This window comes from Lysobacter changpingensis, from assembly GCF_017308985.1.
GTDB classification, from domain to species: domain Bacteria; phylum Pseudomonadota; class Gammaproteobacteria; order Xanthomonadales; family Xanthomonadaceae; genus Lysobacter_J; species Lysobacter_J changpingensis.
This window is the reverse complement of sequence record NZ_JADWPE010000006.1, coordinates 254,887-280,382: the sequence shown is the minus strand read 5'-3', so window position 1 is coordinate 280,382 and position 25,496 is coordinate 254,887. Positions and strand designations below refer to the sequence as shown.

At 69.2% G+C, this 25,496-nt stretch carries 19 protein-coding genes; 16 read left to right on the top strand and 3 right to left on the bottom strand.

Going from position 1 to position 25,496, the window contains the following annotated elements; translation table 11 throughout:
• The first annotated feature begins 104 nt into the window (after window positions 1-104).
• The 3 genes from I4U41_RS15270 (at window position 105) to I4U41_RS15260 (ending at window position 3,517) form a co-directional block, all read left to right on the top strand.
• Window positions 105-647 carry a hypothetical protein gene (locus I4U41_RS15270; protein WP_206862020.1) on the top strand — a complete coding sequence of 181 codons (543 nt, stop codon included), beginning with the start codon at window positions 105-107 and terminating at the stop codon, window positions 645-647.
• A gap of 93 nt (window positions 648-740) precedes the next feature.
• Window positions 741-2,813, top strand: a complete 2,073-nt coding sequence (locus I4U41_RS15265) for a tetratricopeptide repeat protein (RefSeq protein ID WP_206862019.1) — start codon at window positions 741-743, stop codon at window positions 2,811-2,813.
• 77 nt (window positions 2,814-2,890) lie between these two features.
• Complete coding sequence (locus I4U41_RS15260) at window positions 2,891-3,517, top strand: YbhB/YbcL family Raf kinase inhibitor-like protein (RefSeq protein ID WP_206862018.1); 627 nt, start codon at window positions 2,891-2,893, stop codon at window positions 3,515-3,517.
• Between the two features lie 178 nt (window positions 3,518-3,695).
• Here I4U41_RS15260 and I4U41_RS15255 read toward each other — a convergent pair whose 3' ends face one another.
• Together I4U41_RS15255 and I4U41_RS15250 are read right to left on the bottom strand one after the other, a co-directional pair.
• Window positions 3,696-4,535 (bottom strand): META and DUF4377 domain-containing protein, encoded by an 840-nt coding sequence (locus I4U41_RS15255; RefSeq protein WP_206862017.1) that lies wholly within the window; start codon window positions 4,533-4,535, stop codon window positions 3,696-3,698.
• Window positions 4,536-4,617: 82 nt separating this feature from the next.
• On the bottom strand, window positions 4,618-5,472 hold the full coding sequence (locus I4U41_RS15250; RefSeq protein ID WP_206862016.1) for an undecaprenyl-diphosphate phosphatase: 855 nt from the start codon (window positions 5,470-5,472) through the stop codon (window positions 4,618-4,620).
• A 302-nt stretch (window positions 5,473-5,774) separates the two neighbouring features.
• Here I4U41_RS15250 and glnA point away from each other — a divergent pair, with 302 nt between their 5' ends.
• The 5 genes from glnA to I4U41_RS15225 all read left to right on the top strand — a co-directional run bounded on the left by glnA (window position 5,775) and on the right by I4U41_RS15225 (window position 10,723).
• Complete coding sequence (gene glnA / locus I4U41_RS15245; protein ID WP_206862015.1) at window positions 5,775-7,184, top strand: type I glutamate--ammonia ligase; 1,410 nt, start codon at window positions 5,775-5,777, stop codon at window positions 7,182-7,184.
• Window positions 7,185-7,278: 94 nt separating this feature from the next.
• Window positions 7,279-7,746, top strand: coding sequence for a GNAT family N-acetyltransferase (locus I4U41_RS15240; RefSeq protein WP_206862014.1), 468 nt, complete (start codon window positions 7,279-7,281; stop codon window positions 7,744-7,746).
• Window positions 7,747-7,912: 166 nt separating this feature from the next.
• Window positions 7,913-8,680, top strand: a complete 768-nt coding sequence (locus I4U41_RS15235; RefSeq protein ID WP_206862013.1) for a TorF family putative porin — start codon at window positions 7,913-7,915, stop codon at window positions 8,678-8,680.
• Between the two features lie 23 nt (window positions 8,681-8,703).
• Window positions 8,704-9,042 (top strand): P-II family nitrogen regulator, encoded by a 339-nt coding sequence (locus tag I4U41_RS15230; RefSeq protein ID WP_115842812.1) that lies wholly within the window; start codon window positions 8,704-8,706, stop codon window positions 9,040-9,042.
• 268 nt (window positions 9,043-9,310) lie between these two features.
• On the top strand, window positions 9,311-10,723 hold the full coding sequence (locus tag I4U41_RS15225; RefSeq protein ID WP_425492604.1) for an ammonium transporter: 1,413 nt from the start codon (window positions 9,311-9,313) through the stop codon (window positions 10,721-10,723).
• Window positions 10,724-10,790: 67 nt separating this feature from the next.
• Here the strand turns inward: I4U41_RS15225 and I4U41_RS15220 are convergent, their stop codons facing one another.
• Entirely contained in the window at window positions 10,791-12,182 is a 1,392-nt protein-coding gene (locus tag I4U41_RS15220; protein WP_425492603.1) for an amino acid permease, read from the bottom strand.
• 104 nt (window positions 12,183-12,286) lie between these two features.
• Here I4U41_RS15220 and I4U41_RS15215 point away from each other — a divergent pair, with 104 nt between their 5' ends.
• The 8 genes from I4U41_RS15215 to I4U41_RS15180 all read left to right on the top strand — a co-directional run bounded on the left by I4U41_RS15215 (window position 12,287) and on the right by I4U41_RS15180 (window position 25,300).
• On the top strand, window positions 12,287-12,529 hold the full coding sequence (locus I4U41_RS15215) for a hypothetical protein (RefSeq protein ID WP_206862012.1): 243 nt from the start codon (window positions 12,287-12,289) through the stop codon (window positions 12,527-12,529).
• A 252-nt stretch (window positions 12,530-12,781) separates the two neighbouring features.
• Window positions 12,782-13,819: an NAD(P)H-dependent flavin oxidoreductase gene (locus I4U41_RS15210; RefSeq protein WP_206862011.1), complete on the top strand. Its 1,038-nt coding sequence runs from the start codon at window positions 12,782-12,784 to the stop codon at window positions 13,817-13,819.
• 511 nt (window positions 13,820-14,330) lie between these two features.
• Window positions 14,331-15,086 carry an endonuclease/exonuclease/phosphatase family protein gene (locus I4U41_RS15205; protein WP_206862010.1) on the top strand — a complete coding sequence of 252 codons (756 nt, stop codon included), beginning with the start codon at window positions 14,331-14,333 and terminating at the stop codon, window positions 15,084-15,086.
• Window positions 15,083-16,300 (top strand): cardiolipin synthase ClsB, encoded by a 1,218-nt coding sequence (clsB, locus tag I4U41_RS15200; protein WP_320415207.1) that lies wholly within the window; start codon window positions 15,083-15,085, stop codon window positions 16,298-16,300. Before I4U41_RS15205 ends, clsB begins: the two co-directional genes overlap by 4 nt.
• The gene (locus I4U41_RS15195) at window positions 16,297-17,259 is read left to right on the top strand and encodes a lysylphosphatidylglycerol synthase domain-containing protein (protein ID WP_320415206.1); all 963 of its coding nucleotides are present in this window, start codon (window positions 16,297-16,299) and stop codon (window positions 17,257-17,259) included. Before clsB ends, I4U41_RS15195 begins: the two co-directional genes overlap by 4 nt.
• 93 nt (window positions 17,260-17,352) lie before the next feature.
• Complete coding sequence (locus I4U41_RS15190; protein WP_206862008.1) at window positions 17,353-22,923, top strand: HAMP domain-containing protein; 5,571 nt, start codon at window positions 17,353-17,355, stop codon at window positions 22,921-22,923.
• Window positions 22,908-24,635 (top strand): response regulator, encoded by a 1,728-nt coding sequence (locus I4U41_RS15185; RefSeq protein ID WP_206862007.1) that lies wholly within the window; start codon window positions 22,908-22,910, stop codon window positions 24,633-24,635. Before I4U41_RS15190 ends, I4U41_RS15185 begins: the two co-directional genes overlap by 16 nt.
• Window positions 24,632-25,300, top strand: a complete 669-nt coding sequence (locus tag I4U41_RS15180; RefSeq protein ID WP_206862006.1) for a sensor histidine kinase — start codon at window positions 24,632-24,634, stop codon at window positions 25,298-25,300. The genes I4U41_RS15185 and I4U41_RS15180 overlap by 4 nt, the downstream gene beginning before the upstream one ends.
• Window positions 25,301-25,496 lie beyond the last annotated feature (196 nt).

The following is a 25,496-nucleotide window of genomic DNA, read 5'->3' as shown; positions in this document are numbered from 1 at the left end:
CGGGAAGGCACGCCATGCGTCATCCCGACAGCCAGCATTCAACCCGTCATTGCTAGCGTCGCGCGGTCGGCGACGCGCCTTCGCCACTTCCACAGGGGTCCTGCATGAAACGCGATGCCATCCGCGCCGCCCTGTTCGCCCTCGCCGCATGCGCGAGCACGGGCGCCATCGCGCAGGACGAAGCCGATCCGCCCGCGCTGGACCTGAGCGTGCCGGCCGAACGCATCCACTTCGCCAGCACCGATCCGGGCGCGAACTACCGCAACGATCCGCCTGGCACCTGGTACGGCGACCATGGCGGCCCGGGCGTTCCGGAAGAAACCGCCGTCGACACCGCCAACGGCGACTGGCAGGTGCACGGAGCGGTCGAAGCGGGCGTCGGCTGGTCCAAGGGCGCCGGCAGCAGCCAGTGGCAGGCGGTCAACCTCAACCTGGACAAGACCACGACCGACGACGACGGCGACACGCGCCACGTCAACATCGACATCAACGTCGGTCGCGCCGACGGTCCGGCGTTCGGGCCGGGCGGCTACCACGGGCCTGGCTACTACGGGCCCGGCACCTATGGCCCCGGCTACCACGGAGCGGCGGAGGCGCCGATGCCGCCTCCGCCGGGGATGCCCGGGCGGGGTCCGCTGGTCCGCTGAAACCGGCTTCCGGCGCCCGTCCGGCACGCCCGGGCGGCCCCGCGCATGCGGCTACAATCGACGTTTTCGCCTAGACGAGCGTCCGAGTAGTCCATGCACGAACCCATCATCGATGCCCTGCGCCGCGGCGCCGCCCCCGAAGCGCTGGCCGCCGCGCGCGAGGCCGTCGCCGCGCAGCCGCAGGACGCCAACTCGCACCGCCTGCTCGCCGCCGCGCTGCGCCTGGGCGGCGAACGCGAGGCCGCGTTGTCGGCGATCGACCAGGCCATCGCCCTGGCGCCCGAGGATTCCGATCTCCACCTCGAACGCGCCGGCCTGCTGCTGCACGAACGCCAGCTCGACGAAGCCCAGGCCGCGCTCGCCCGCGCCACCGGGCTCGATCCGAACCAGTTCCCCGCGTACATCATCCAGGGCCACCTCGCGCTCGGCCGTGGCGACCTGGAGGAAGCCGCGCGGCTGGCGCGCACCGCCTCGCGCATCGCGCCGGAACACCCGCACGTGGCCGCGCTGGAAGGCGGCGTCGCGATGCGTCGCGGCGACGTCGACCGCGCGCTGTCGCTGATCAGCACCGCCGCCGAGCGCGCGCCGAACGATCCGCAGCTGCGTCATTCGCTGGGCTTCGCCTACCTCGCCAAGGGCCATTTCGCCTTCGCCGAACAGGCGTTCCGCCGGCTGCTGGAGCAGGACCCGACCTCGCGTCCGCTGCGCGTGCTCGTGGCCGACCTGCTGCGCCGCCAGGGCCGTCCGGGCGAAGCCGCGGACGAACTGGCGCCGCTGCTGGAAGGCGCCGACACGACCGTGCCGATGCAGCGCCTGGTAGGCGAGCTGGAGCTGCAAGCCGGCCGCAACGATCGCGCGCTCGCGCTGCTGCGCCAGACCTTCGCCGCGCAGCCGCTGGATCGCCGCAACGTGCTGCCGCTGCTGGAAGCCTGGCGTCGCGAGAACCTGTTCGACGAAGCGCGCACCACGCTCGACGCCGCGCTGGAGGAACACCCCGAGGCCGCCGATCTGTGGCGCGCGCGGTTGCTGTTCGAGGAATTCGCCAGCGACGCGGCGCGCGAGGTGATCGAACGCTGGCGCGCGGCGATGCCCGACTTCGTCCCGGCGCTGGAAGCGCAGGGCACGCTGCACGACCGGCTCGGCCAGGCCGATGAAGCCGAAGCGATCACCCGCCGCATCACCGAACTCCAGCCCGGCCACACGCAGGCCGAGCTGCGCCTGATCGACGGCCTGCTCAAGCGCGATCCCGACGCCGCCGTCGAGCGCGTGGAAAGCCTGCTCGCGCAAGCGCCGGACCCGAACGTGAAGCGCTCGTTGCGCCAGTTGCTGGGCCGCTGCTTCGACATCGCCGGCCAGCCCGATGCCGCCGCCGCGACCTGGGCCGAACTGCACGCCGAGGTGGTCGACCAACGCCTGCCGCTGCCGGAGATCAGCACCGCGGCCCTGCGCCTGCCGGACCTCGCGCCGCTGCCCGATCCGGCCTCCGCCGTGCTGCTGCTGTGGGGCGCGCCGGGTTCGCTGGTCGAGCGCCTGGCAATCACCTTCCAGCACGCCGGCGCGCCGCTGCGCGCCGACCGCTTCGGCGCGCAGCCGCCGAACGATCCGATGCAGCGCTACACGACGGTGCCGGGCCTGGTCGACGGTTCGCTGGACCCGGCCTACATGGTCGAACTGTGGCGCGCGGCGCTGCCCTCGCGCGGCATCAACGACGGCAACGTGTTCGACTGGCTGCTGTGGTGGGACAACGCGCTGCTGACCGGCCTGCGCGCGCACCTGCCGGAGGCGGTGGCGATGATCGCGGTGCGCGATCCGCGCGACATGCTGGTGGACTGGCTGGCCTTCGGCTCGCCGGTGCCGTTCGCGCTGTCCTCGCCCGAAGCGGGCGCGCGCTGGCTCGCGGCGACGCTCTCGCAGATCGCCGACCTGCACGAGCAGGACCTCTTCCCGCACCGGCTGATCAAGTTGGACGACATCGCCAACGACCCGACCGCGGTCGCGCAGGCCGTCGCCGACGCGTTGCAGATCCGCGTGGCGGTCGCGCCGCAGCAGGCATTCGGTCCGGCGCATCTCGATCCCGGCCACTGGCGCCACTTCCGCGACGCGCTGGGCGACGCGTTCGACCTGCTCACGCCGGTCGCGCGGCGCCTGGGGTATCCGGCCGAGTGATGTCGCGCGCCCCTCGCATCGCGACGGGGCCGTGACGCGCGCGTCCGCGTTCCTTCCAATCACCGGAGACGAGTGCCATGCAGATCCGCAGCAACAGCTTCCAGCATCGCGAACGCCTGCCGGCCGAATTCGCCGCCGGACAGCCCACCGACGACGGTTTCGGCTTCGCGCCGAACCGTAATCCGCACCTGGCGTGGGACGACGTGCCGGCCGGGACGAAGTCGTTCGCGCTGCTGTGCATCGATCCGGACGTGCCGACGGTGGCGGAGATGGTCGGCAAGCCCGGCGTCGAGATTCCCGCCGACCAGCCGCGCACCGACTTCGTGCATTGGGCCGTCGCGGACATTCCGGCCGACGTGCGCGAGATCGCCGCGGGCAGCTGCAGCGACGGCGTGGTCGCCCACGGCAAGCAGAACCCGCCCGGCCCGGCCGGCGTGCGCCAGGGTCTGAACGACTACACCGGCTGGTTCGCCGGCGACGCCTCGATGGCCGGCGACTGGCACGGTTACGACGGCCCGTTCCCGCCGCCGAACGATCTGCGCCTGCACCGTTATTTCTTCCGCCTGTACGCGCTGGACGTCGCGCGCCTGGATCTGCCCGAACGCTTCACCGCGAAGGACGTGCAGCGCGCGATGCACGCGCATGTGCTGGACGAGGTGGCGATCTACGGGACGTATTCGTTGAATGCGTCGGTGAAGGGCTGAGCGGCCGAGGTTGTCGTCGCCGCCTTTGCCGCCGTTGTAGCCCGGGTAAGCGAAGCGCACCCGGGAACGCGGTCGCCTCTCCAACCCGGGTGCGCTTCGCTCACCCGGGCTACAGAAGCACCGCGTCCTCCGCCAGGCTGGGACGACGGCGCCCACGCGCCGCCACCCATGCCACCCATTACCGCCGCGGCGCCGCTCCCGGCGTGACCTCGCTCTCGACCACCATGTCGAGCACGTACGCCACCTGCTCGCCCTCGGGCCGGTTTCCGGAGACGAAGCGCTTCACCCGCACGACATTGCGCTCGCCTTCGACGTGTTCGAAGCCCTCGATGTCCTGGTACAGCGGCTGCCATTGCGCCGGTGAACCGGTGCGGATGCCCTTCTCGTCGAAGTGCACCTCGCGCACCTGCAGGCATTGCCGGTTCGGCACGTCCGGATGCGTGCACGGCTTCGCGTTCGGCGCGATCTCCAGGAACACCGTCTCGCCCGGCCCGCCGAAACGCGCCTGCGCCGTCGGTTCGCCGCGGAAGGTGAGCACGTCGCCGCCGGCGTTGGTGAGCTTCAGCGTCGGCGAGGCGCCGCCCTGCAGCGCCGCCGTCTGCGTGCCGCGCAGGCGTTCGCCGACGGCGCGGTCCAGCGCCATCAGCGTCTGGTCGGCGCAGGCCATCATCGTGGAGGCCATGTCGCCGATGGTGAGCTTCGCGCCCTCCACCGTGTAACGGCCCGACATGCGATTGCAGGTGTTGGACACCGCCACGCGGCCGTCGCTGAAATCCAGGCGCACCGGCTTGTCGGCGTGCGCGAGCAGCGCGTCGATGCGCTGGCCGTTCGCGTCGACGGCGGTGTCCAGCGCCCAGTGATGGCCGCCGAGGACGGCGGTGTCGAGCGCCGCCGCATCCGCCGCGGGCGTGGCGGTCGCCGTGGGGTTGCCGGTCGCGGGCGATGTCGAAGCCTCCTGCGGCGAACGCGTGCAGGCGGCCAGTGCGAGGGTGAGGGTGAGCAGGGCGAATCGCTTCATGGACGTCTCCTCCGGTGGCCGGGTCCGTCCTGGCCCGGCATTGGGAACTCAATGGAGCGCGCGTCGCGAACGCCGCCGCGGCTCAACTGCCGGCCGGCACCAGGTACAGCAGCGCCGCGCCGAGGACGAAGCGGTAGATCGCGAATGCGGTGAAACGGTGGCTCTGGATGTAGCGCAACAGCCATTTGACCGAGATGAAGGCGGTGATCGCCGAGGCCACGAAGGCCACGCCGAGGTCGCCCCAGTCCTCGTGCCCGGCCTGCCCGCTGCGCACCACGTCGATCAGCTCATAGGCGGTGGCGGCGAACATCGTCGGGATGCCCACCAGGAAGGCGAATTCCGTCGCCGCCGCGCGCGAAGTCGTGCCGGCCAGCAGCGCCACGAAGATCGTCGCGCCCGAACGCGAGGTGCCCGGGAACACGCCCGCCACCACCTGCGCGATGCCGACCAGGATCGCCACCGTCCAGGTGATCGTCGCGCGCTCGCCCAGCGCCGCCGCGCGCTTGGCCGCGAAGTGTTCGGCCACGATCATCCACAGGCCGCCGAGCACCAGCGCCCACGCGATCGGCGTGACCTGCTCGGGCAGTTCGAAGCCCAGCTTCTTCACCACCAGGCCCAGCACCGCGGTCACGCCGAACGCCGCCGCCAGCTTGAAGGCGTAATCGCGCGCCTGCGCGGCGTCCATCGGCATGCCGGCCGGGCTGTGTTCGGCCAGCGCGCGCCGCCCCAGGAATCCCATGGCCAGGTCCCACAGGCGCTGCCGGTAGATCAGCACGACCGCGAGGATCGCGCCGGCCTGGATGGAGATGTTGAACAGATCGCTGCGATGTCCGAGCCAGCGTTCGGCGATCAGCAGGTGGCCGGTGCTGGAGATCGGCAGGAATTCGGTAATGCCTTCGATGATGCCGAGGAGCAGGGCGGCTAGCAGGTCGGTCATTGGGGAGCTGGGATTCGGATGGGGGATCGGGATTCGTGGAACCGCGGACGTGTTCTTGGCGGCCAGGCACGAAACGGCGCAGCATACCGGACGGGCCTGCGTGCACCATGTCGACGCAATCGCATTGCTTCACGCACTGTTCTGGTGCAAGGCGATCAGGGCGCCAGCCGCTGGCTCTTTCGAATCAATGCGTTAGCACCGCGTGAACGTTGGCACGGCCCATGCTTGTGAATGAGGGTCACCGCGAACGCGGCCGGCTTTCCCCATACCGAATCTCCAATCCCGAATCCCGGAGTTACCCCATGTCGATCGATCACGTAGAAAAGCTCATCAAGGACCACAAGGTCGAGTTCGTGGACCTGCGCTTCGTCGACATGCGCGGCGTGCAGCACCACGTCACCTTCCCCAAGTCGATCGTCGAGCCGAGCCTGTTCGAGGACGGCAAGATGTTCGACGGCTCCTCGATCTCGGGCTGGAAGGGCATCAACGAGTCCGACATGGTGCTGCTGCCCGACGCCAGCACCGCGTTCCTGGATCCGTTCACCGCCGATCCGACCCTGGTGCTGACCTGCGACATCCTCGATCCGGCCACCATGCAGGCCTACTCGCGCGACCCGCGCGGCGTCGCCAAGCGCGCCGAGGCCTACCTCAAGGCCAGCGGCATCGCCGACCAGGCGTTCTTCGGTCCGGAGCCGGAATTCTTCATCTTCGACTCGGTCCGCTTCGCCAACGACATGGGCCACACCTTCTTCCACATCGATTCGGAGGAAGCGCACTGGAACTCCGGCCGCGAGTACGACGGCGGCAACACCGGCTACCGTCCGATGGTGAAGGGCGGCTACTTCCCCGTCGCGCCGCTGGACACGCTGCACGACATCCGCGCCGAGATGTGCAAGACGCTGGAACAGGTCGGCATCGAGGTCGAAGTGCACCACCATGAAGTCGCCAACGCCGGCCAGTGCGAGATCGGCACCAAGTTCAACTCGCTGGTGAAGAAGGCCGACGAACTGCTGACGACCAAGTACGTCATCAAGAACGTCGCGCACCGCAACGGCAAGACCGCGACCTTCATGCCCAAGCCGATCGTCGGCGACAACGGCAGCGGCATGCACGTGCACCAGTCGCTGGCCAAGGGCGGCGTGAACCTGTTCTCCGGCGACGGTTACGGCGGCCTGTCGCAGATGGCGCTGTGGTACATCGGCGGCATCTTCAAGCACGCCCGTGCGATCAACGCCTTCGCCAACTCGACCACCAACAGCTACAAGCGCCTGGTGCCGGGTTTCGAAGCGCCGGTGATGCTGGCCTACTCGGCGCGCAACCGCTCGGCGTCGTGCCGCATTCCGTACGTCGCCAATCCGAAGGCGCGCCGCATCGAGATCCGCTTCCCCGATCCGATGAACTCCGGCTACCTGATCTTCGCCGCGCTGATGATGGCCGGCCTGGACGGCATCAAGAACCAGATCGATCCGGGCGCGCCGTCGGACAAGGACCTGTACGACCTGCCGCCGGAAGAAGAGAAGAACATCCCGACCGTCTGCCACAGCCTGGACCAGGCGCTGGAAGCGCTCGACAAGGATCGCGAGTTCCTCAAGGCCGGCGGCGTGTTCACCGATGACTTCATCGACGGCTACATCGCGCTGAAGATGCAGGAAGTCACGCGCTTCCGCGCGGCGACGCATCCGCTGGAGTACCAGATGTACTACACGATCTGACGATCGGACGGCCCGGGGCGGATGCTCCGGGCCGTGTTGTTTGGCGTCACGAAAATCCGCTCCGAGTTCGATCCCTCTCCCACGGAGGTTCGCGATGGAGATCCGCACCGGCGGTCTCGATCATCCCGACGTCGTCGCGCTGCTGCAGGAACACCTGCGCGGCATGGCGGAGCTGTCTCCACCGGAAAGCATCCACGCGCTGGACCTGGACGGCCTGCGCCAGCCGCCGATCACCTTCTGGTCGGCCTGGCAGGACGATGAACTGATGGGCTGCGGCGCGCTGAAACAGCTCGATGCCGCGCACGGCGAGATCAAGTCGATGCGCACCGCATCACGGCACCGCCGCAAGGGCGTGGCCGCCGCGATGCTGGCGCACATCCTCGCCGAAGCGCAGCGTCGCGCGTACACGCAGGTGAGCCTGGAAACAGGCTCGATGGCGGGATTCGAAGCGGCACGCACGCTGTACGCGCGCCACGGCTTCGAACCCTGCGGTCCGTTCGCGGACTACACCGACGATCCGAACAGCGTCTTCATGACGCGGGCCGTGCAAGCGCGGCCGTAACCGCTCCACCGCAACACAACGCACGAGGTGAACAAAAACGACGGGCCGCCGCCCGCCGCAAGGCGAGTGCGTCCCGCGCGATCCGGGCACCGGCGAATCGCCCGACATCGCAGAGCACGAACACCAATGACCGGGGAGGGGCCACCGCTTATGAGGAGCCTGCGTCATGTCGTCTCGCATCCATGCAAGCAAGTCCGCTGCATCGTTCGCCACCGTCGTGCTGGCCGGCGCGCTTTCGTTCGCCCTGCCCAGTGAGGCGATCGCCGGCGTGTCCGGCTCGGTCGCGCTGACGAGCGACTATCTGTTTCGCGGCATCTCGCAGAACAACACCGAACCGGCATTGCAGGCCGGCATCGAATACGCGGCCGACAGCGGCTTCTACGTCGGCGGCTGGGGCAGCAACGTGAGCTGGCTCTCCGACACGCCGGTGTTGGACGACGACATCTCCAACAGCGTCGAACTGGATTTCTACGGCGGCTATCGCGGCAGGTTCAGCGACGCGGTCGGCTTCGACGTCGGCGCGCTGTACTACTGGTATCCCGGCGACTATCCGTCCGGCTTCAACAGCCCGGACACCGCCGAACTGTACTTCGGCATCAGCGCCGGCGTGTTCGCCGCCAAGTATTCCTACGCCCTCACCGACCTGTTCGGCTACGCCGATTCGGATGGCTCGGGCTATCTCGACGCCGCGGTGAACTGGGAGTTCGTGCCGACCTGGACGCTCAACGCGCACGCCGGCAAGCAGTGGATCGAGAACAACGAGGACTTCGAGTACGTCGACTGGAAGCTCGGCGTCACCAAGTCCTTCGACGGCGGCTTCGCCATCGCACTGGCCTACAGCGACACCGACGCCGAGGAAGCCCTCTACACCAACGTCCACGGCAACTACCTGGGCGACGACACCGTCGTGCTGACGCTCACGAAGACGTTCTGAACACCCACCCACGGAGCTGCGAGATGAAACTGATCACCGCGATCATCCGGCCGTTCAAGCTCGACGAGGTGCGCGAAGCGCTCACCGAAGTCGGCGTGTCCGGGATCACCGTCACCGAAGTGAAAGGGTTCGGCCGGCAGAAAGGCCACACCGAGCTGTACCGCGGCGCCGAGTACGTCGTGGATTTCCTGCCGAAACTGAAAGTGGAATGCGCCGTCGCGGAAAGCTCGCTGGAAGCGGCGCTGGAAGCGCTGGCCAACGCCGCGCGCACGGGCAAGGTCGGCGACGGAAAGATCTTCGTGCAATCGCTCGAGCGCACGGTGCGGATCCGCACCGGCGAGCTCGATGACGATGCGTTGTGAGGGGGCGGCCATGACGACCTCCCATACCGATCACATCGGCGCGTTCATGCCGTCGTTCCCGCGAAGGCGGGAATCCATCGACCCGATCGCCGCAACTTCGACGAAAGAAGGAAACCTCACCGTGATGCATGCACAGATGGATCCCCGCCTTCGCGGGGACGACGATACGCACGCGCGGACGCACGCGGTTCCGACAAGCGAGGATTCTGGAAGCACCGGCTTCGAGATCGCGCCGCGGGAAAACGCGGACACCTTGCATGCCCGCGCAATCGCACGCTTTCGCACGCGCACGCCCGCACTCGCCGCGCTGGCGACGCTGGCAGCCCTCGCCACGCCCGCCCTGGCCTTCGCGCAGGACGCCGCCGCACCCACCGCCAACAAGGGCGACATCGCCTGGCTGCTGGTCTGCGCCGCGCTCGTGATCTTCATGACGCTGCCGGGCCTGGCGCTGTTCTACGGCGGCCTGGTGCGCAGCAAGAACGTCCTGTCGGTGCTGATGCAGTGCCTGCTGGTGTTCTCGCTGGTGGCGATCCTGTGGGCGCTGTACGGCTATTCGCTGGCGTTCACGCCGGGCAATCCGTTCATCGGCGGGTTCGACCGCGTGTTCGCGAAAGGACTCGACGCCAGCGCGATGGGCGCGACGTTCACCAAGGGCGTCTACATTCCCGAACTGGTGTTCTTCGTGTTCCAGGGCGCGTTCGCGTGCATCACCTGCGCGCTGGTGATCGGCGCGTTCGCCGAGCGCGTGAAGTTCGCCGGCGTGCTGCTGTTCACCGTGCTGTGGTTCACCTTCGCCTACACGCCGATGGCGCACATGGTGTGGTTCTTCCCGGGCCCGGATGCGTTCACCGGCAACGACGCGGTGCCCGGCGTGCTCGCGCAGTCGGGCTTCCTGTTCGCGCGCGGCGCGCTGGATTTCGCCGGCGGCACGGTGGTGCACATCAACGCCGCCGTCGCGGGACTGGTGGGTTCGTACGTGATCGGCCGCCGCGTGGGCTACGGGCGCGAGGCGATCAAGCCGCACAACCTCACGCAGACGATGGTGGGCGCGTCGATCCTGTGGGTCGGCTGGTTCGGCTTCAACGCCGGTTCCGCGCTGGAAGCCAACGCGGTCGCCGCGCAGGCGTTCGTCAACACGTTCCTCGCGACGGCCGCCGCGGTGCTCGGCTGGACCGCGATGGAATGGATCAGCAAGGGCAAGCCGTCGATGCTGGGTGCGGCGTCGGGCGCGGTGGCGGGGCTGGTGGCGATCACGCCGGCCGCGGGCTTCGTCGGATTGTGCGGCGCGATCGTGATCGGCGCCCTCGCCGGCGCGGTGTGCCTGTGGGGCGTGAACGGTCTGAAGCGGCTGCTCGGCGCCGACGACGCGCTCGACGTGTTCGGCGTGCACGGCGTCGGCGGCATCCTCGGCGCGCTGCTCACCGGCGTGTTCGCGTCGCCGTCGCTGGGCGGCGCGGGCATCTGGGATTACGTCACCGAAACCGCGCTACCGGAGTACAGCATCGCCTCGCAGGTGTGGATCCAGTTGCAGGGCGTGCTGGTGACGGTGGTGCTCTCCGGCGTGGTCGCGCTGGTCGCCTTCGTGGTCGTGAAGTACACGGTCGGCCTGCGCGTCAGCGAGGAATCCGAACGCGAAGGCCTGGACATCACCTCGCACGGCGAATCCGCCTACGAGACCTGAGCCGTCGCGAACCAGGGCAAAGGCGTGCGTAACCCCTCCCGCGCACGCCGCGGCAGCGCGCGACGGCTCACACCGTCGCGCGCTTTTTTCCGCGATGACGCCGCGCCAGCTCGCTCGCCAGCGCGATGCCGGCGGTCAGCGCGGCCATCGACAGGAACTGCCCGCGCGTTTCGCCGTTGGCGAGCAGCAGCGCGAAGATCAGCGCCAGGATCGCCAGCGCCGCGCCGGTCAGCCACGGGAAACCGCGCATGCGGAACGGCAGCGGCGTGCCCGCGCGATCGGCGCGGCGACGCAGGATCAGCTGCGACACCAGCGAGATCGTCCACACCAGCAGGCACGTCGAACCGACGATGTTGAGCAGCACCGGCAGCACGCGGTCCGGATACCACAGCTCGCACACCGTCGCGACGAAGCCGAACACCACGCACGACAGCACCGCGAGCACCGGCACCTGGCGGCCGTTCACGCGCGCCAGCCAGTGCGGCGCCTCGCGGCGCTGCGCGAGCGAGTAGATCATGCGCGAGGCGCCGTAGAGGTTCGCGTTGAGCGCCGACAGCAGCGCGATCACCGCGATCAGCGTGATCGTCGTGGACGCATACGGGATGCGCGCCACTTCCAGTACCGCGGCGAACGGCGAGCGCAGCGCTTCGCTGGTCCACGGCACGACCGCGATGATCACGCTGATCGAGCCGATGTAGAACACCAGGATGCGCCAGGCGACGGTGCGGATCGCGCGCGCGAGGCTGCGCGAGGGATCGGAGGTTTCGGCCGCGGCGACGGCCACGATCTCGGTCCCGCCGAACGCGAACACCACCACCAGCAGCGCCGCGCCGATGCCCGCCCAGCCCTTCGGCGCGAAGCCGTCGTGGCCGGTGACGTTCGACAGCCCCGGCGACGGCACCGCCGGCAGCAGGCCGAGCAGCAGCGCGGCGCCGATCGCGATGAAGGCGAGGATCGCGACGACCTTCATGATCGCGAACCAGAATTCGAATTCGCCGAAGTTCCGCACCCCCATCAGGTTGATGAAGGTGAAGAACAGCATGAAGGCGAGCGAGGACAGCGGCACCGGGATCTGCGGCCAGATCGTCGCGAGCAGGCCGGCCGCGCCGACCGATTCGGCGGCGACCACGATCACCACCTGCGCCCACCACAGCCAGCCGACGGTGGCGCCGGCGGTCGCGCCCAGCGCGTCGGCGGCGTAGACCGAGAACGCGCCGCTGGCCGGCTTGGCCGCGGCCATCTCGCCCAGGGCGTTCATCACGATGATCACCAGCGCGCCGGCGATGAGGTAGGACACCAGCACCGCCGGTCCCGCCGCCTGCACGCCGACGCCGGAGCCCAGGAACAGCCCGGCGCCGATCGCGCTCCCCAGGCCCATCATGATCAGCTGGCGCGGCTTGAGGGCGTGTCCCAGTTGCGGCGCGGCGTTCGGGAAAACGGTGGCTTCGGACATCGGCATCTTGGCGGCTTCGAGGGGCGACACCATACCGCGTCGCGGGATGGCGGCACCGTGCCGGTGGAGGGATCACGCGCGCCTGCCACCGGCCGCGCTACCGTCGCCGCATGGACACACGCACCCAGACCCTGCCACCGGGCTGGCGGATCGAAGCGAGCGGCCCCTTCCCCGGCAGCCGCGCGTGCGTGCTGCGCCTGGTCCATGCCGACGGCGCGGAGGCGCGGTGGCAGATCGAGGAAGGCACGCCGCAGTCCGAGGCGGTGAAGCAGCTCGCGGCGGCGATGGCGCTCACCGGCGAGAGCTATCGCGAGGACGACGAAGCCCGTCCGGGGCCGCTGCTGTCCACGTGATCGCGTCGGAGGGACTTCGCCTCGGCGCCGGATGGGCAGCCGACTGGAGTTCGGACGGGGAGGTCCGAGGGGAAGAGGATCGGCCTCGGCGCCGGGGCCCGTTCAGTCTGCGGGGCATGGTGGCCGGGCGCTGTCGGGGAATTCGGAAGACGGCGTCGGAGCAAACCCGACACGTCGGCGCGATCCATGGCGACCGCACGGAGGGAAGTCCGGCCATTCCCGAATCCTGCCGCCGGCCTCTACAGTGGACCCATGACGATCCAGGACCTCCTCGGCATCACGCTCCCCATCGTGCAGGCGCCGATGGCCGGGGTGCAGGGCGCATCGCTGGCACTGGCGGTGACGCAGGCCGGCGGCCTCGGTTCGCTGCCGGCGGCCACGCTCACGCCCGAAGCGCTGCGTCGGGATCTCCACGCGATGCGCGAACGCGGCAGCGGGCCGATCAACGTCAACTTCTTCTGCCACGCGCAACCCGGCGCGGATGCCGAACGCGAGGCCGCGTGGCGCGCGGTGCTGGCGCCGTACTACGCGGAGTTCGGGCTCGATCCCGCGGCACTCGTCGCCGGACCGGCGCGTGCGCCCTTCAACCATGACCTCGCCGACGTGCTGGCGGAACTGCCGCCGGCGGTGGTGAGTTTCCATTTCGGCTTGCCGTCGTCGGAGCTGCTCGAACGCGTGCGCGCGACCGGCGCGAAGGTGTTCTCGTCGGCGACGACGGTCGAGGAAGCGCGTTGGCTGCAGGCGCAGGGCGTGGACGCGATCATCGCGCAGGGGCTGGAGGCCGGCGGGCATCGCGGGCATTTCCTCTCCGACGACCTCGACGCGCAGTCCGGCACGTTCGCGCTGCTGCCGCGCATCGTGCACGCGGTGCGCGTGCCGGTCATCGCGGCGGGCGGCATCGCCGACGCGGCTGGCGTCGCCGCGGCCAAGGCACTGGGCGCGGCCGGCGTGCAGGTCGGCACCGCTTACCTGCTGTGCCCGGAAACCACGACCAGCCCCGTGCACCGGTTGGCGTTGAGCACCGACGCCGGCGAGTCGACGGTGCTGACGAATCTCTTCACCGGACGTCCCGCGCGCGGCATCCGCAACCGGCTGATGCGGGAACTCGGTGCGATGCGCGATGACGTGCCGGCCTTCCCGCTCGCGGCCGGCGCCGTGTCGCCGCTGCGCGCGAAGGCCGAAGCGGCGGGCAGCGGCGACTTCTCGCCGCTCTGGGCCGGACAGAACACCACCGGCTGCCGCGCGGTGCCGGCGGCGGAGGTCACGAAGGAACTCGCGCGGGGCTGGTGAGGAAGCGCCGGGTGTGGCGTGTGGCGAGCGCAGGGTTTGCGGCGCGTGCGTTGCGTTCGCGTAGCAGGGAGCCGAGAAGCCGAGGGCTTTTGTAGCCCGGGTAAGCGGAGCGCACCTGGGGGCGACGGAGCTCCGGGCACACCGCCGCCAATGCCCTCGCCGCGCCATCGCTCCGCATCACCCCTCACCGATGTCATCGCGTCGCAAAGCGGGGCCCCGGGCCGATATCGCATCCGAATCGCATCGCGCCCCCGGGTGCGCTCCGCTTACCCGGGCTACAAGAGCTGCAACAGCTGGATCCGACCTTTGAACGTTTGTTTCGATGTCGGGCATCCCGCGCAGAGAACGATTCGCTCGCCGGCTGGGCGATCGCGATCGCGCATCCGCTCGGTGTCGCCGCCGTGGCCGCTTACGGCCGTGCACACCGCCCCTGCCGCGCCCCCACCGGCCCTCACGCGACATCGCGCGGGCCGTCGGCAGAATGCAGGACAGTCCGACGACACGTCGCTGCATGACCTCGATCAACGTCCTGACCGTCAACATGCACATGGGGTTCAGCCTGCTCAACCGCAGGTTCGTGCTCCCCGAACTGCGCGAAGCGATCCGCGGCGTGTCGGCCGACATGGTGTTCCTGCAGGAAGTGCTCGGCGAACACGCGCGCCACGCGCAACGCCATGCCGACTGGCCGTCCGGCCCGCAGTACGAGTTCCTCGCCGACACGCTGTGGACCCAGTTCGCCTACGGCCGCAACGCCGCATACCCGCACGGCCACCACGGCAACGCATTGCTGTCGAAGTTCCCGATCGCGTCCTACCAGAACCGCGACGTCTCCGTGCACGGCCACGAGAACCGCGGCCTCCTGCACGCCATCCTGCGCGTGCCCGACGAGGACACCGGCCAGGAAGCCGAGGTGCATACGATCTGCGTGCACCTGGGCCTGCGCGAATCGCACCGGCAGCGGCAGATCGGCCTGCTGTGCGACGTGGTGTCCGGACAGGTGCCGCACGATGCGCCGCTGATCGTCGCCGGCGACTTCAACGACTGGCGCGTGCGCGGCCATCGGCTGGTCCGCCGCTGCGGGCTGGTGGAAGCGTTCGAACACACGCGCGGACGGCTGGCGCGCACCTTCCCCTCGCGCTGGCCGACGCTGCCGGTGGATCGCATCTACGTGCGCAACGCGCGCGTGGTCGAAGCGCGCGTGCTGGCCTCGCGTCCGTGGTCGCACCTGTCCGACCACCTGCCGCTGCTGGCGAGGGTCCAGCTGTGAAGTTCTGGCGCGTCATGGATTCGTGCTGGCGGCACGGCCACCGCGCGCGCCTGCTGGAGAACGGCGAGGCGTATTTCGCGCGCGTGTTCGAGGCCATCGACGCGGCGCAACGCGAAATCCTGCTGGAAACCTTCATCTGGTTCGAGGACAAGGTGGGCATCGCGCTGCAGCAGCGGCTGATCGAGGCGGCGCGGCGCGGCGTGCGCGTGCATTTCCTGGTGGATGCGTTCGGCTCGCCCGATCTGTCGGAGGATTTCCTGCGCGCGCTCACCGAAGCCGGCGTCCAGCTGCGCATGTTCGACCGGCAACCCACGCTGTTCGGCATCCGTCTCAACGTGTTCCGGCGCATGCACCGCAAGCTGGTCGTGATCGACGAACGCATCGGCTTCGTCGGCGGCATCAACTATTCGGCCGACCATCTCGAAGACTTCGGTCCCACCGCCAAGCAGGATTACGCGGTCGAAGTGGAAGGCCCGGTCGTCGCCGACATCCATGCCTTCATGCGCCACGCCATCGCCACGCGCGGCACCGGCGAGCGCTGGGAGCCGGACACCACGCACGAGACCGGCAAGCCCGCCGGCAACGCCGACGTCTGCTTCCTCCCGCGCGACAACGGCCGCCGTTCGCGCAGCATCGAACAGGCCTATCGCGAAGCCTTCCGCGCCGCGCGGCAGGAAATCGTGATCGCCAACGCCTACTTCTTCCCCGGCTACGGCTTCCTGCGTGACCTGCGCGACGCCGCGCGGCGCGGGGTGAAGGTGCAGCTGATCTTCCAGGGCGAGCCCGACACGCCGATGGCGCTGATCGCCGCGCGCTGGCTGTACCGCCATCTCGTCGATGCGGGCGTACGCATCCACGAGTACTGCCAGCGCCCGTTCCACGGGAAAGTGGCGGTGATCGACGACGAATGGAGCACCGTGGGTTCCAGCAACCTCGACCCGCTCAGCCTCTCGCTGAACCTGGAAGCCAACGTGTTCATCCGCGACCGCGAGTTCGCGGGCGATCTGCGCCGCCGCCTCGGCACGCTGATCGACAACCACTGCAAGGAAGTGGACCCGGCGGACGTGCCGCGCGGTAGGTTCTGGCAGCCGATCACGCGCCCGCTGCTGTTCCATGTGTTGCGCAAGTTCCCCGAATGGGCCGGCTGGCTGCCCGCGCACACGCCGCGCACGGCGCTGGTACGGCCCGACGATTCCGAGGACTCGTCGAAGTGACCGCGCACCGCCACCGCTGGCGTCGCGCCCGGCGCATCGCGTTCTATGTCTTCCTGGCACTGGTCGCGTTCCTGCTGGTGCGTTACGCGCGCTCGGTCGACTGGGAACAGGTGGGCGCCACGCTCGCCGGCTACGGGTCGGGCACGCTGGCGATCGCCATCGCGATCACCGTCGGCAGCTACCTGCTGTACTCGTGTTACGACCTGGCCGCGCGCCGCTACGTGCGGCACCCGCTGCCGGCACCGCGGGTGATGGCGATATCGACCGTCTGCTACGCCTTCAGCCTCAACGTCGGCGCGCTGGTCGGCGGCGCGGGCTTCCGCTATCGGCTGTATGCGCACGCGGGGCTCGGGCTGGGCACGATCAGCCGCATCGTCGCCTTCACCGTCGGCACCAACTGGCTGGGCTACCTGCTGCTGGCGGGCGCGTTGTTCGCGTCGGGACGGGTCGTGCCGCCGCCGCACTGGCCGGTATCCGGACGCACATTGCCGTTGCTCGGCGCTGCCATGCTGGTGGCGGTGGCGGTGTATCTCGTCGCCTGCCGCGTGACGCACGGCCGGGTTTTCCACCTGCGCGGCCACCACTTCCGTCTGCCTTCGGTGCCACTCGCGCTGGTCCAGCTCGCCCTCGCCGCGACCAACTGGTCGCTGATGGCCGCGCTGCTGTTCGTGCTGATGCCGCCGCACGTGTCGTACGCGTCGGTGCTCGGCGCGCTGCTGGCGGCGGCGGTGGCATCGGCCATCGCGCACATCCCGGCGGGCATCGGCGTGCTGGAGGCGGTGTTCATCGCGCTGCTCGGCCACCAGGTGCCGCCGCCGCAGATGCTCGCGGCGCTGCTGGCCTATCGCGCGTGCTACTACCTGGGGCCGCTGCTGCTGGCCATCGCCGGCTACGCCGCGCTCGAAGCGCGCGTGCGCGGGGGCGATCGCGGCCACGCGCAGGTGCCCGCCGACCCATAGAACACGCCAATCCCCGTGAACATCCCGTCATCGGCGCTGCGATAAGCTCGGGTGATTTTCCGCGAAGCCGCAGTGCATGGGGGGGATGTTCGGGTGACCACGGAAACGAAATCGCGCCGTTCGCCATCGGCGCGCAAGGCGAAGCCGTCGCCAGCGAAGGCCGTCGCGACGGCACCGAAACGGCGCGCGCAGGCCGAGCCGTTGCGCGAGCCCCTGCGCGATCCGCCACGCGATCGGCTCGACGTGATCATCGAAGCGATGGACGCGGTGCGCGCCGGCGACTTCTCGGTGCGCCTGCCGCTCAACTGGCAGGGACAGGAAGGCCAGCTCGCGCAGATCCTCAACGAGATCATCAACCACAACCGCCGCCTCGCCGCCGAACTGGCGCGCGTGGGCGAAGCCGTCGGCCGCGAAGGCCAGACCCGCCAGCGCATCGTGCCGGCCAACCGCGAAGGCCAGTGGCTGGAGATGGAGGACTCGGTCAACGCGCTGATCGACGACCTCGTCCGTCCGGTGGAGACGATGAGCGAGGCGATGGCCGGCGTCGCCAAGGGCGATCTCACCCGCACCGTGCCGCTGGAAGCCGACGGCCGTCCGCTCAAGGGCGAGTTCCTGCGCTCGGCGAACATCGTCAACCGCATGATCGCGCAGATGGGCGAGTTCAGCTCGGAAGTGACGCGCGTCGCACTCGAAGTGGGCACTGCCGGACGCCTCGGCGGCCAGGCCAAGGTGAAGGGCGTTTCGGGCGTGTGGAAGGACCTGACCGACTCGGTCAACCAGATGGCGTCCAACCTCACCGCGCAGGTGCGCAACATCGCCGACGTGACCATCGCGGTGGCGAACGGCGACCTCTCGCGCAAGATCACCGTGGACGTGCGCGGCGAGATCCACCAGCTCAAGGAAGCCATCAACACGATGGTGGACCAGCTGCGCGGTTTCGCCTCGGAAGTGACGCGCGTGGCGCGCGAGGTGGGTACCGAAGGCCGGCTGGGCGGCCAGGCCGTCGTGCCCGGCGTCGCCGGCACGTGGAAGGACCTGACCGACTCGGTCAACGCGATGGCGTCCAACCTCACCTCGCAGGTGCGAAACATCGCCGAGGTGACCACCGCCGTGGCCAAGGGCGACCTGTCGCGCAAGATCACCGTGGACGTGCGCGGCGAAATCCTCGAACTGAAGAACACCATCAACACGATGGTGGACCAGCTCAACGGTTTCTCCTCCGAAGTGACGCGCGTGGCGCGCGAGGTGGGCACCGAAGGCAAGCTCGGCGGCCAGGCGCAGGTGCCCGACGTCGCCGGCACGTGGAAGGACCTCACCGACCACGTGAACTCGATGGCGTCCAACCTGACGCTGCAGGTGCGCAACATCGCCGAGGTGACCACGGCGGTGGCGAAGGGCGATCTCTCGCGCAAGATCACCGTGGACGTGCGCGGCGAAATCCTGGAGCTGAAGGACACCATCAACACGATGGTGGACCAGCTCAACGGTTTCTCGTCGGAAGTGACGCGCGTGGCGCGGGAAGTCGGCACCGAAGGCCGCCTGGGCGGCCAGGCCGTCGTGCCGGGCGTCGCCGGTACGTGGAAGGACCTGACCGACTCGGTCAACGCGATGGCGTCGAACCTGACCTCGCAGGTGCGAAACATCGCCGAAGTGACCACGGCCGTGGCGAAGGGCGACCTCTCGCGCAAGATCACCGTGGACGTGAAGGGCGAAATCCTGCAGCTGAAGGACACCATGAACACCATGGTGGACCAGCTCAACGGCTTCGCCGCCGAAGTGACCCGCGTGGCGCGCGAGGTGGGTACCGATGGCAAGCTCGGCGGCCAGGCGCAGGTGCCGGGTGTCGCGGGCACGTGGAAGGACCTCACCGACAACGTCAACTCGATGGCGTCCAACCTCACCGCGCAGGTGCGCAACATCGCCGAAGTCACCACCGCGGTGGCGAAGGGCGACCTGTCGCGCAAGATCGCGGTGGACGTGAAGGGCGAGATCCTCCAGCTGAAGGAAACCATCAACACGATGGTGGACCAGCTCAACGGTTTCGCCGCCGAGGTGACGCGCGTGGCGCGCGAAGTCGGCACCGAGGGCAAGCTCGGCGGCCAGGCGCAGGTGCCCGGCGTGACCGGCGCTTGGAAGGACCTCACCGACAACGTCAACTCGATGGCGTCCAACCTCACCACGCAGGTGCGAAACATCGCCGAAGTGGCGACGTCGGTGGCGAAGGGCGACCTGTCGCGCAAGATCGCGGTGGACGCGGAAGGCGAAATCCTCCAGCTGAAGGAAACCATCAACACGATGGTGGACCAGCTCAACGGCTTCGCCGCCGAGGTGACGCGCGTGGCGCGCGAGGTCGGCACCGAAGGCAAGCTCGGCGGCCAGGCACGCGTGCCGGGCGTGGCCGGTACGTGGAAGGACCTCACCGACAACGTCAACTCGATGGCGTCCAACCTCACCACGCAGGTGCGCGGCATCGCGGCGGTGGTGACGGCGGTGGCCAACGGCGACCTGCACCGCAAGCTCACCGTGGAAGCCAAGGGCGAAGTCGCCGAGCTGGCCGACACCATCAACAACATGACCAACACGCTCGCGATCTTCGCCGACCAGGTGACGACCGTGGCGCGCGAAGTCGGCGTGGAAGGGCGCCTGGGCGGCCAGGCGAAGGTGCCGGGCACGGCGGGCATCTGGAAGGACCTCACCGCCAACGTGAACCAGCTCGCGGCGAACCTGACCAACCAGGTGCGCGCGATCGCCGAAGTGGCCACCGCGGTGACGCAGGGCGACCTCACGCGTTCGATCCAGGTGGACGTGCGCGGCGAAGTGGCCGATCTGAAGGACAACATCAACGCGATGATCGCCAACCTGCGCGCGACGACCGAGTCGAACCGCGAGCAGGACTGGTTGAAGACCAACCTCGCCAAGTTCTCCTCGATGATGCAGGGCCAGCGCGACCTGCTCACGCTCGGCCAGATGCTGCTGTCGGAACTCGCGCCGCTGGTGGATGCGCAACAGGGCCTGATCTACATCGTCGACGAAGGCGCCGACGGCGAGGTGCGCCGCCTGCGCCAGCTCGCCGGCTACGCCGACAGCGCGCCGATGGCGAGCCGCACGCTCGACTTCGGCGAAGGCCTGGTCGGCCAGTGCGCGGCCGAGGCGCGGCTGATCCTGCTGGAGAACATCCGACGCGACGACGACGCGCACGGCGTGCGCATCCAGTCGGGCCTGATCGAAGCCGCGCCGCGCAGCGTGATCGTGCTGCCGGTGCTGTTCGAGGACCAGGTCAAGGCGGTGATCGAACTGGCGACGCTGCACGAGTTCACTCCGTCGCAGCGCGCGTTCCTGGAGCAGCTGTCGGGCAGCATCGGCATCGTGCTCAACACGATCGAGGCGACGATGCGCACCGAGCGCCTGCTGTCGCAGTCGCAGCAGCTGGCCGGCGAATTGCAGACGCAGCAGAACGAACTGCAGCAGACCAACGAGGAAATCGCGCTCAAGGCCTCGCTGCTGGCCGCGCAGAAGGCGGAGGTCGAACAGAAGAACCTGCAGATCGAACACGCGCGCCGCGCGCTGGAGGAAAAGGCGGCGGAGCTGGCGCAGACCTCGCGCTACAAGTCCGAGTTCCTCGCCAACATGTCGCACGAGCTGCGCACGCCGCTCAACAGCATCCTGATCCTCAGCCAGCAGCTGGCGGAGAATCCGGAAGACAACCTCAGCGAGCGCCAGGTCGAGTTCGGCCGCACCATCCACGCCGCCGGTACCGACCTGCTGCACCTGATCAGCGACATCCTGGACCTGTCGAAGATCGAGTCCGGCACGGTCACCATCGACATCGAGACGATCAGCTTCGCGCACCTGCGCGAGAACCTGGAACGCGGTTTCCGCCACGAAGCCGAACGCCGCAAGCTCGATTTCGCCGTGGATTTCACCCGCGACCTCGGCCCGACGCTGCGCTCGGACCCCAAGCGGCTGCAGCAGATCCTGAAGAACCTGCTGTCGAACGCGTTCAAGTTCACCGAACAGGGCAGCGTGCGGCTCAGCGCGCGTCCGGTCACGCGCGGCTGGAGCGAGGACCACCCGGTGCTGTCGCGCGCGCCGGTGGTGGTCGCCATCGAAGTCACCGACACCGGCATCGGCATCTCGCCGGACAAGCAGCGCATCGTGTTCGAAGCGTTCCAGCAGGCCGATGCGGGCACCGCGCGCAAGTACGGCGGCACCGGCCTCGGACTGGCGATCAGCCGCGAGATCGCGGGCCTGCTCGGCGGCGAACTGCGCCTGCACAGCGTGGAGGGCGAAGGCAGTACGTTCACGCTGTACCTGCCGCTCAACTACGTCGGCAACAATCCCGGCAGCGGACAGGACCGCACCCTGCCCGAGGCGGGCCGCAGCGCGAACCGCGTGCGTGTGGAAGTGCCGGTGCCGGCCGAGCACGTCGCCGCCGCCGACATGCCCGCGACGGAGCGCCTCGAGGACGACCGCCACGCGCTGGTGGCCGACGTGCCGACGCTGCTGATCGTCGAGGACGACGCGCACTACGCGTCGGTGCTGCGCGACCTCGCCCGTTCGCGCGGCTTCCAGGTACTGCATGCCAATCGCGGCGACGAAGCGCTTCGCCTCGTGCGCGAATACAAGCCGACGGCGATCACGCTCGACATCTTCCTGCCCGACATGCTCGGCTGGACCGTGCTCGCACGACTGAAGCAGGACGCCTCCACGCGCCACATCCCGGTGCAGATCGTCACGGTGGAGGAAAGCCGCCACCACAGCATCGAGCGCGGCGCGTTCTCGTACCTGGCCAAGCCGTCCACGTCGGAGACCATCGGCGAGGCGTTGCAGCGCATCAAGGATTACGCGACGCCGCGCGTGAAGCGCCTGCTGGTGGTGGAGGACGACGCCAACGAGCAGATGAGCATCGTCGAACTGCTCCGCCACGACGACGTCGAGATCGTCACCGCCGGCTCCGGCGAGGACGCGCTGCGCAGCCTGCTCGAAGGCGAGTACGACTGCGCGGTGCTCGACCTGCGCCTGCCGGACATGACCGGCTTCGAGCTGATCGACCGCATCCAGGCCGAGGATTCGCTCAAGCACGTGCCGATCGTGGTGTTCACCGGCAAGGACCTCAGCGCGGATGAAAGCGAACGCCTGCGCCGCGTCGCGCGCAGCGTGGTGATCAAGGGCGTGGAATCGCCCGAACGCCTGCTCGACGAGACCGCGCTGTTCCTGCACCGCGTGATCGGCAACCTGCCACCGGCCAAGCAGCGCATGGTGCGCAGCCTGCACGAATCCGACGACGGCCTGCGCGGCAAGAACGTGCTGGTGGTGGACGATGACGTGCGCAACATCTTCGCGCTGTCCAGCGTGCTCGAACGCCACGGCATGCACGTGCACACCGCCGGCAACGGCCGCGATGCGATCAGCAAGGTCGGCGAGATGCCGCAGCTCGACCTGGTGCTGATGGACATCATGATGCCCGGCATGGACGGCTACGACACGATGCGCGAGATCCGCGCGCTGGGCGATCGTCGCACACTGCCGATCGTCGCGCTCACCGCCAAGGCGATGAAGGGCGATCGCGAAAAATGCCTGGAGGCCGGTGCCTCCGACTACCTGGCCAAGCCGGTCGTCACCGACCAGCTGCTCGGAGTCCTGCGTCAATGGCTGCAACGTTGAACGATGCCGCGGCAGCCACGGCCGCCGCGCCGGTCAAGATCCTGCTGGTCGACGACCAGCCCGGGCGCCTGTTGACCTATCGCACCATCCTGGAGCCGCTGGGCGAGGAGCTGGTCGACGCGCGCTCGGGCATGGAAGCGCTGAAGCTGCTGATGGAGGACGAGTACGCCGTCATCCTGCTCGACGTGAACATGCCGGTGATGGACGGCTTCGAGACGGCGACGATGATCCACCAGCATCCGCGCTTCGAGAACACGCCGATCATCTTCGTCACCGCGGTCAACCTGAGCGATCTGGACCGCCTGCGCGGCTACAAGCTCGGCGCGGTGGACTACGTGATGGTGCCGGTGATCCCGGAGATCATGCGCACCAAGGTGTCCGTGCTCGCCGAGCTGCACCGCAAGCGGCGCCAGCTGCAGGCGCTCAACGCGAACCTGGCGACCGCGCATCGCGAACTGCAGGCGGAGAAGGCGCGCGAACTCGAACGCCTGAACGCCTCGCTGCGCGCCGCCAATGCGGAACTGGAACTGCGCAATCGCGAGCTGATCGCCGAGAACAAGGAACGCACGCGCGCCGAACGCCGACTGCGCGAGGCCGACCAGCGCAAGGACGAGTTCCTCGCCACGCTCGCGCACGAACTTCGCAACCCGCTGGCGCCGTTGCAGAACGCGCTCGCGGTGCGCCGCCTGCGCGAACCCGACGACCACGATCCGCTGCTGGCGATGATGGAGCGCCAGCTGTCGCTGCTGGTGCGGATGATCGAGGACCTGCTCGACATCGCGCGCATCACGCGCGGCAAGCTGACCCTGCGTCCGGCGCCAACGGTGTTGCAGGACGTGATCGCCGCCGCGGTCGACACCGCGCGACCGCTGATCGAAGACGGCGGCCACACGCTGCACCTGCAACTGCCCGACACCCCCGTGCCGCTGGAAGCGGACCACGCGCGGCTGGCGCAGGTGTTCGCGAACCTGCTCAACAACGCGGCGAAGTATTCCGATGCGCAGGGCCGCATCGAACTGGGCGCCGCGCTCGACGGCGACCAGGTGCAGGTATGGGTCAGCGATTCGGGCATCGGTCTCACGCCCGAGCAGATGGAGACCGTGTTCGAGATGTTCCACCAGGTGGACACCACCGTGGAGCGTTCGCGCGGCGGACTCGGCATCGGGCTCACCCTGGTGCAGCGCCTGACGCAGATGCACGGCGGGCGCGTGGAAGTGCACAGCGACGGCCCCGGACGCGGATCGACGTTCCGCGTGCGGCTGCCGTGCGCGGGAACGTCCGTGTCCGCCATGCAGGAAGCCGCACCCGCGCCCGAAGCGACCGCGGCGACGCGTCGCGTGCTGGTCGTCGACGACAACCACGACGCCGCCGACACGCTGGCGATGATGGTGCGCCTGCTCGGCCACGAAACGCGCGCGGTGTACGACCCGCAGGCGGTGGAGGACGAAGTGGCGTCCTTCACGCCGGAGGTCGTGTTCCTCGACGTGGGCATGCCCGGCCGCAGCGGTTACGACGTCGCGCGTGCGCTGCGCACCGCGCACGGCGACGCGCTGGTGATCGTCGCCGTGACCGGCTGGGGCCAGCCCGAGGATCGCCTGCGCACGCTGCAGGCGGGCTTCGACCATCACCTGGTGAAGCCGCCGGACATCCAGGCCATCACCGACATCTGCAGCAAGGGACTGCGTCCGCTCGCGGAGGACACATCGCCATGACCGGTTCCAGTCCGTCCTGGATGAGCAAGTGGGCGCACGACCTGCGCGGCCCGCTCGCGCCGATCCAGTCCGCCCTGTTCCTGCTGCGCCACGGCGGCAACGACGTGAACGAACGCGACGAGCTGTTCGAGCTGATCGATCGGCAGATGCGCCGGCTCACCGGCATGATCGACGAGATCGGCGACTGGGTGCGCGCCGACCAGGGCCGGCTGCTCACGCGCAGCGGGCCGATCGACCTGGCGCTGATCGTCGAGGCCAGCCGCGGCCTCGGCGCCGACGCGGTCGAGGTGCGTTACGAGAACGACGCCGAGAACGCGCTGCTCGAAGGCGATGCATCGCGCCTGGCGAACCTGCTGTCGACGTTCTTCTGGCTGGTCTCGGCGCCGCGCGACGGCGCGGCGGCGAACGGCACGCAGCCGTCGGCGACCATCGCGATGATCGACGGCTGGGTGCAGCTCACCGGGCCACTGAGCCCGGCGCTGCGCGCGGGCAGCAACGTCGAGACGCTGTTCACCGAGCCGCAGGTGGCGCCGGCGGGCGATGGCCTCGGGTTGCGGTTGCTGATCGCATGCGCGATCGCGAAGGGCCACGGCGGCGAGCTGGGCACGCGTGCGGGGGATGGGGATCCGGTGGAGGTGGTGCTGCGGTTGCCGGTGCGGAGGTGACAGCTCCCTCCCCCTGCTTGCAGGGAGTGAAGTGCACAGCTCGGCAACGCCGATGAAGCATCGCCGCATCGTTACCTCGCACGCCCCGACCCTGCCCGGCCCGAACGCACACCGTTCGGGCGTTCGAACGCGCGCGAACCGGTGGTTCGCAAGCGGCGCCTTCTCGCCCCCAACCCTCTCCCGGAGGGAGAGGGTG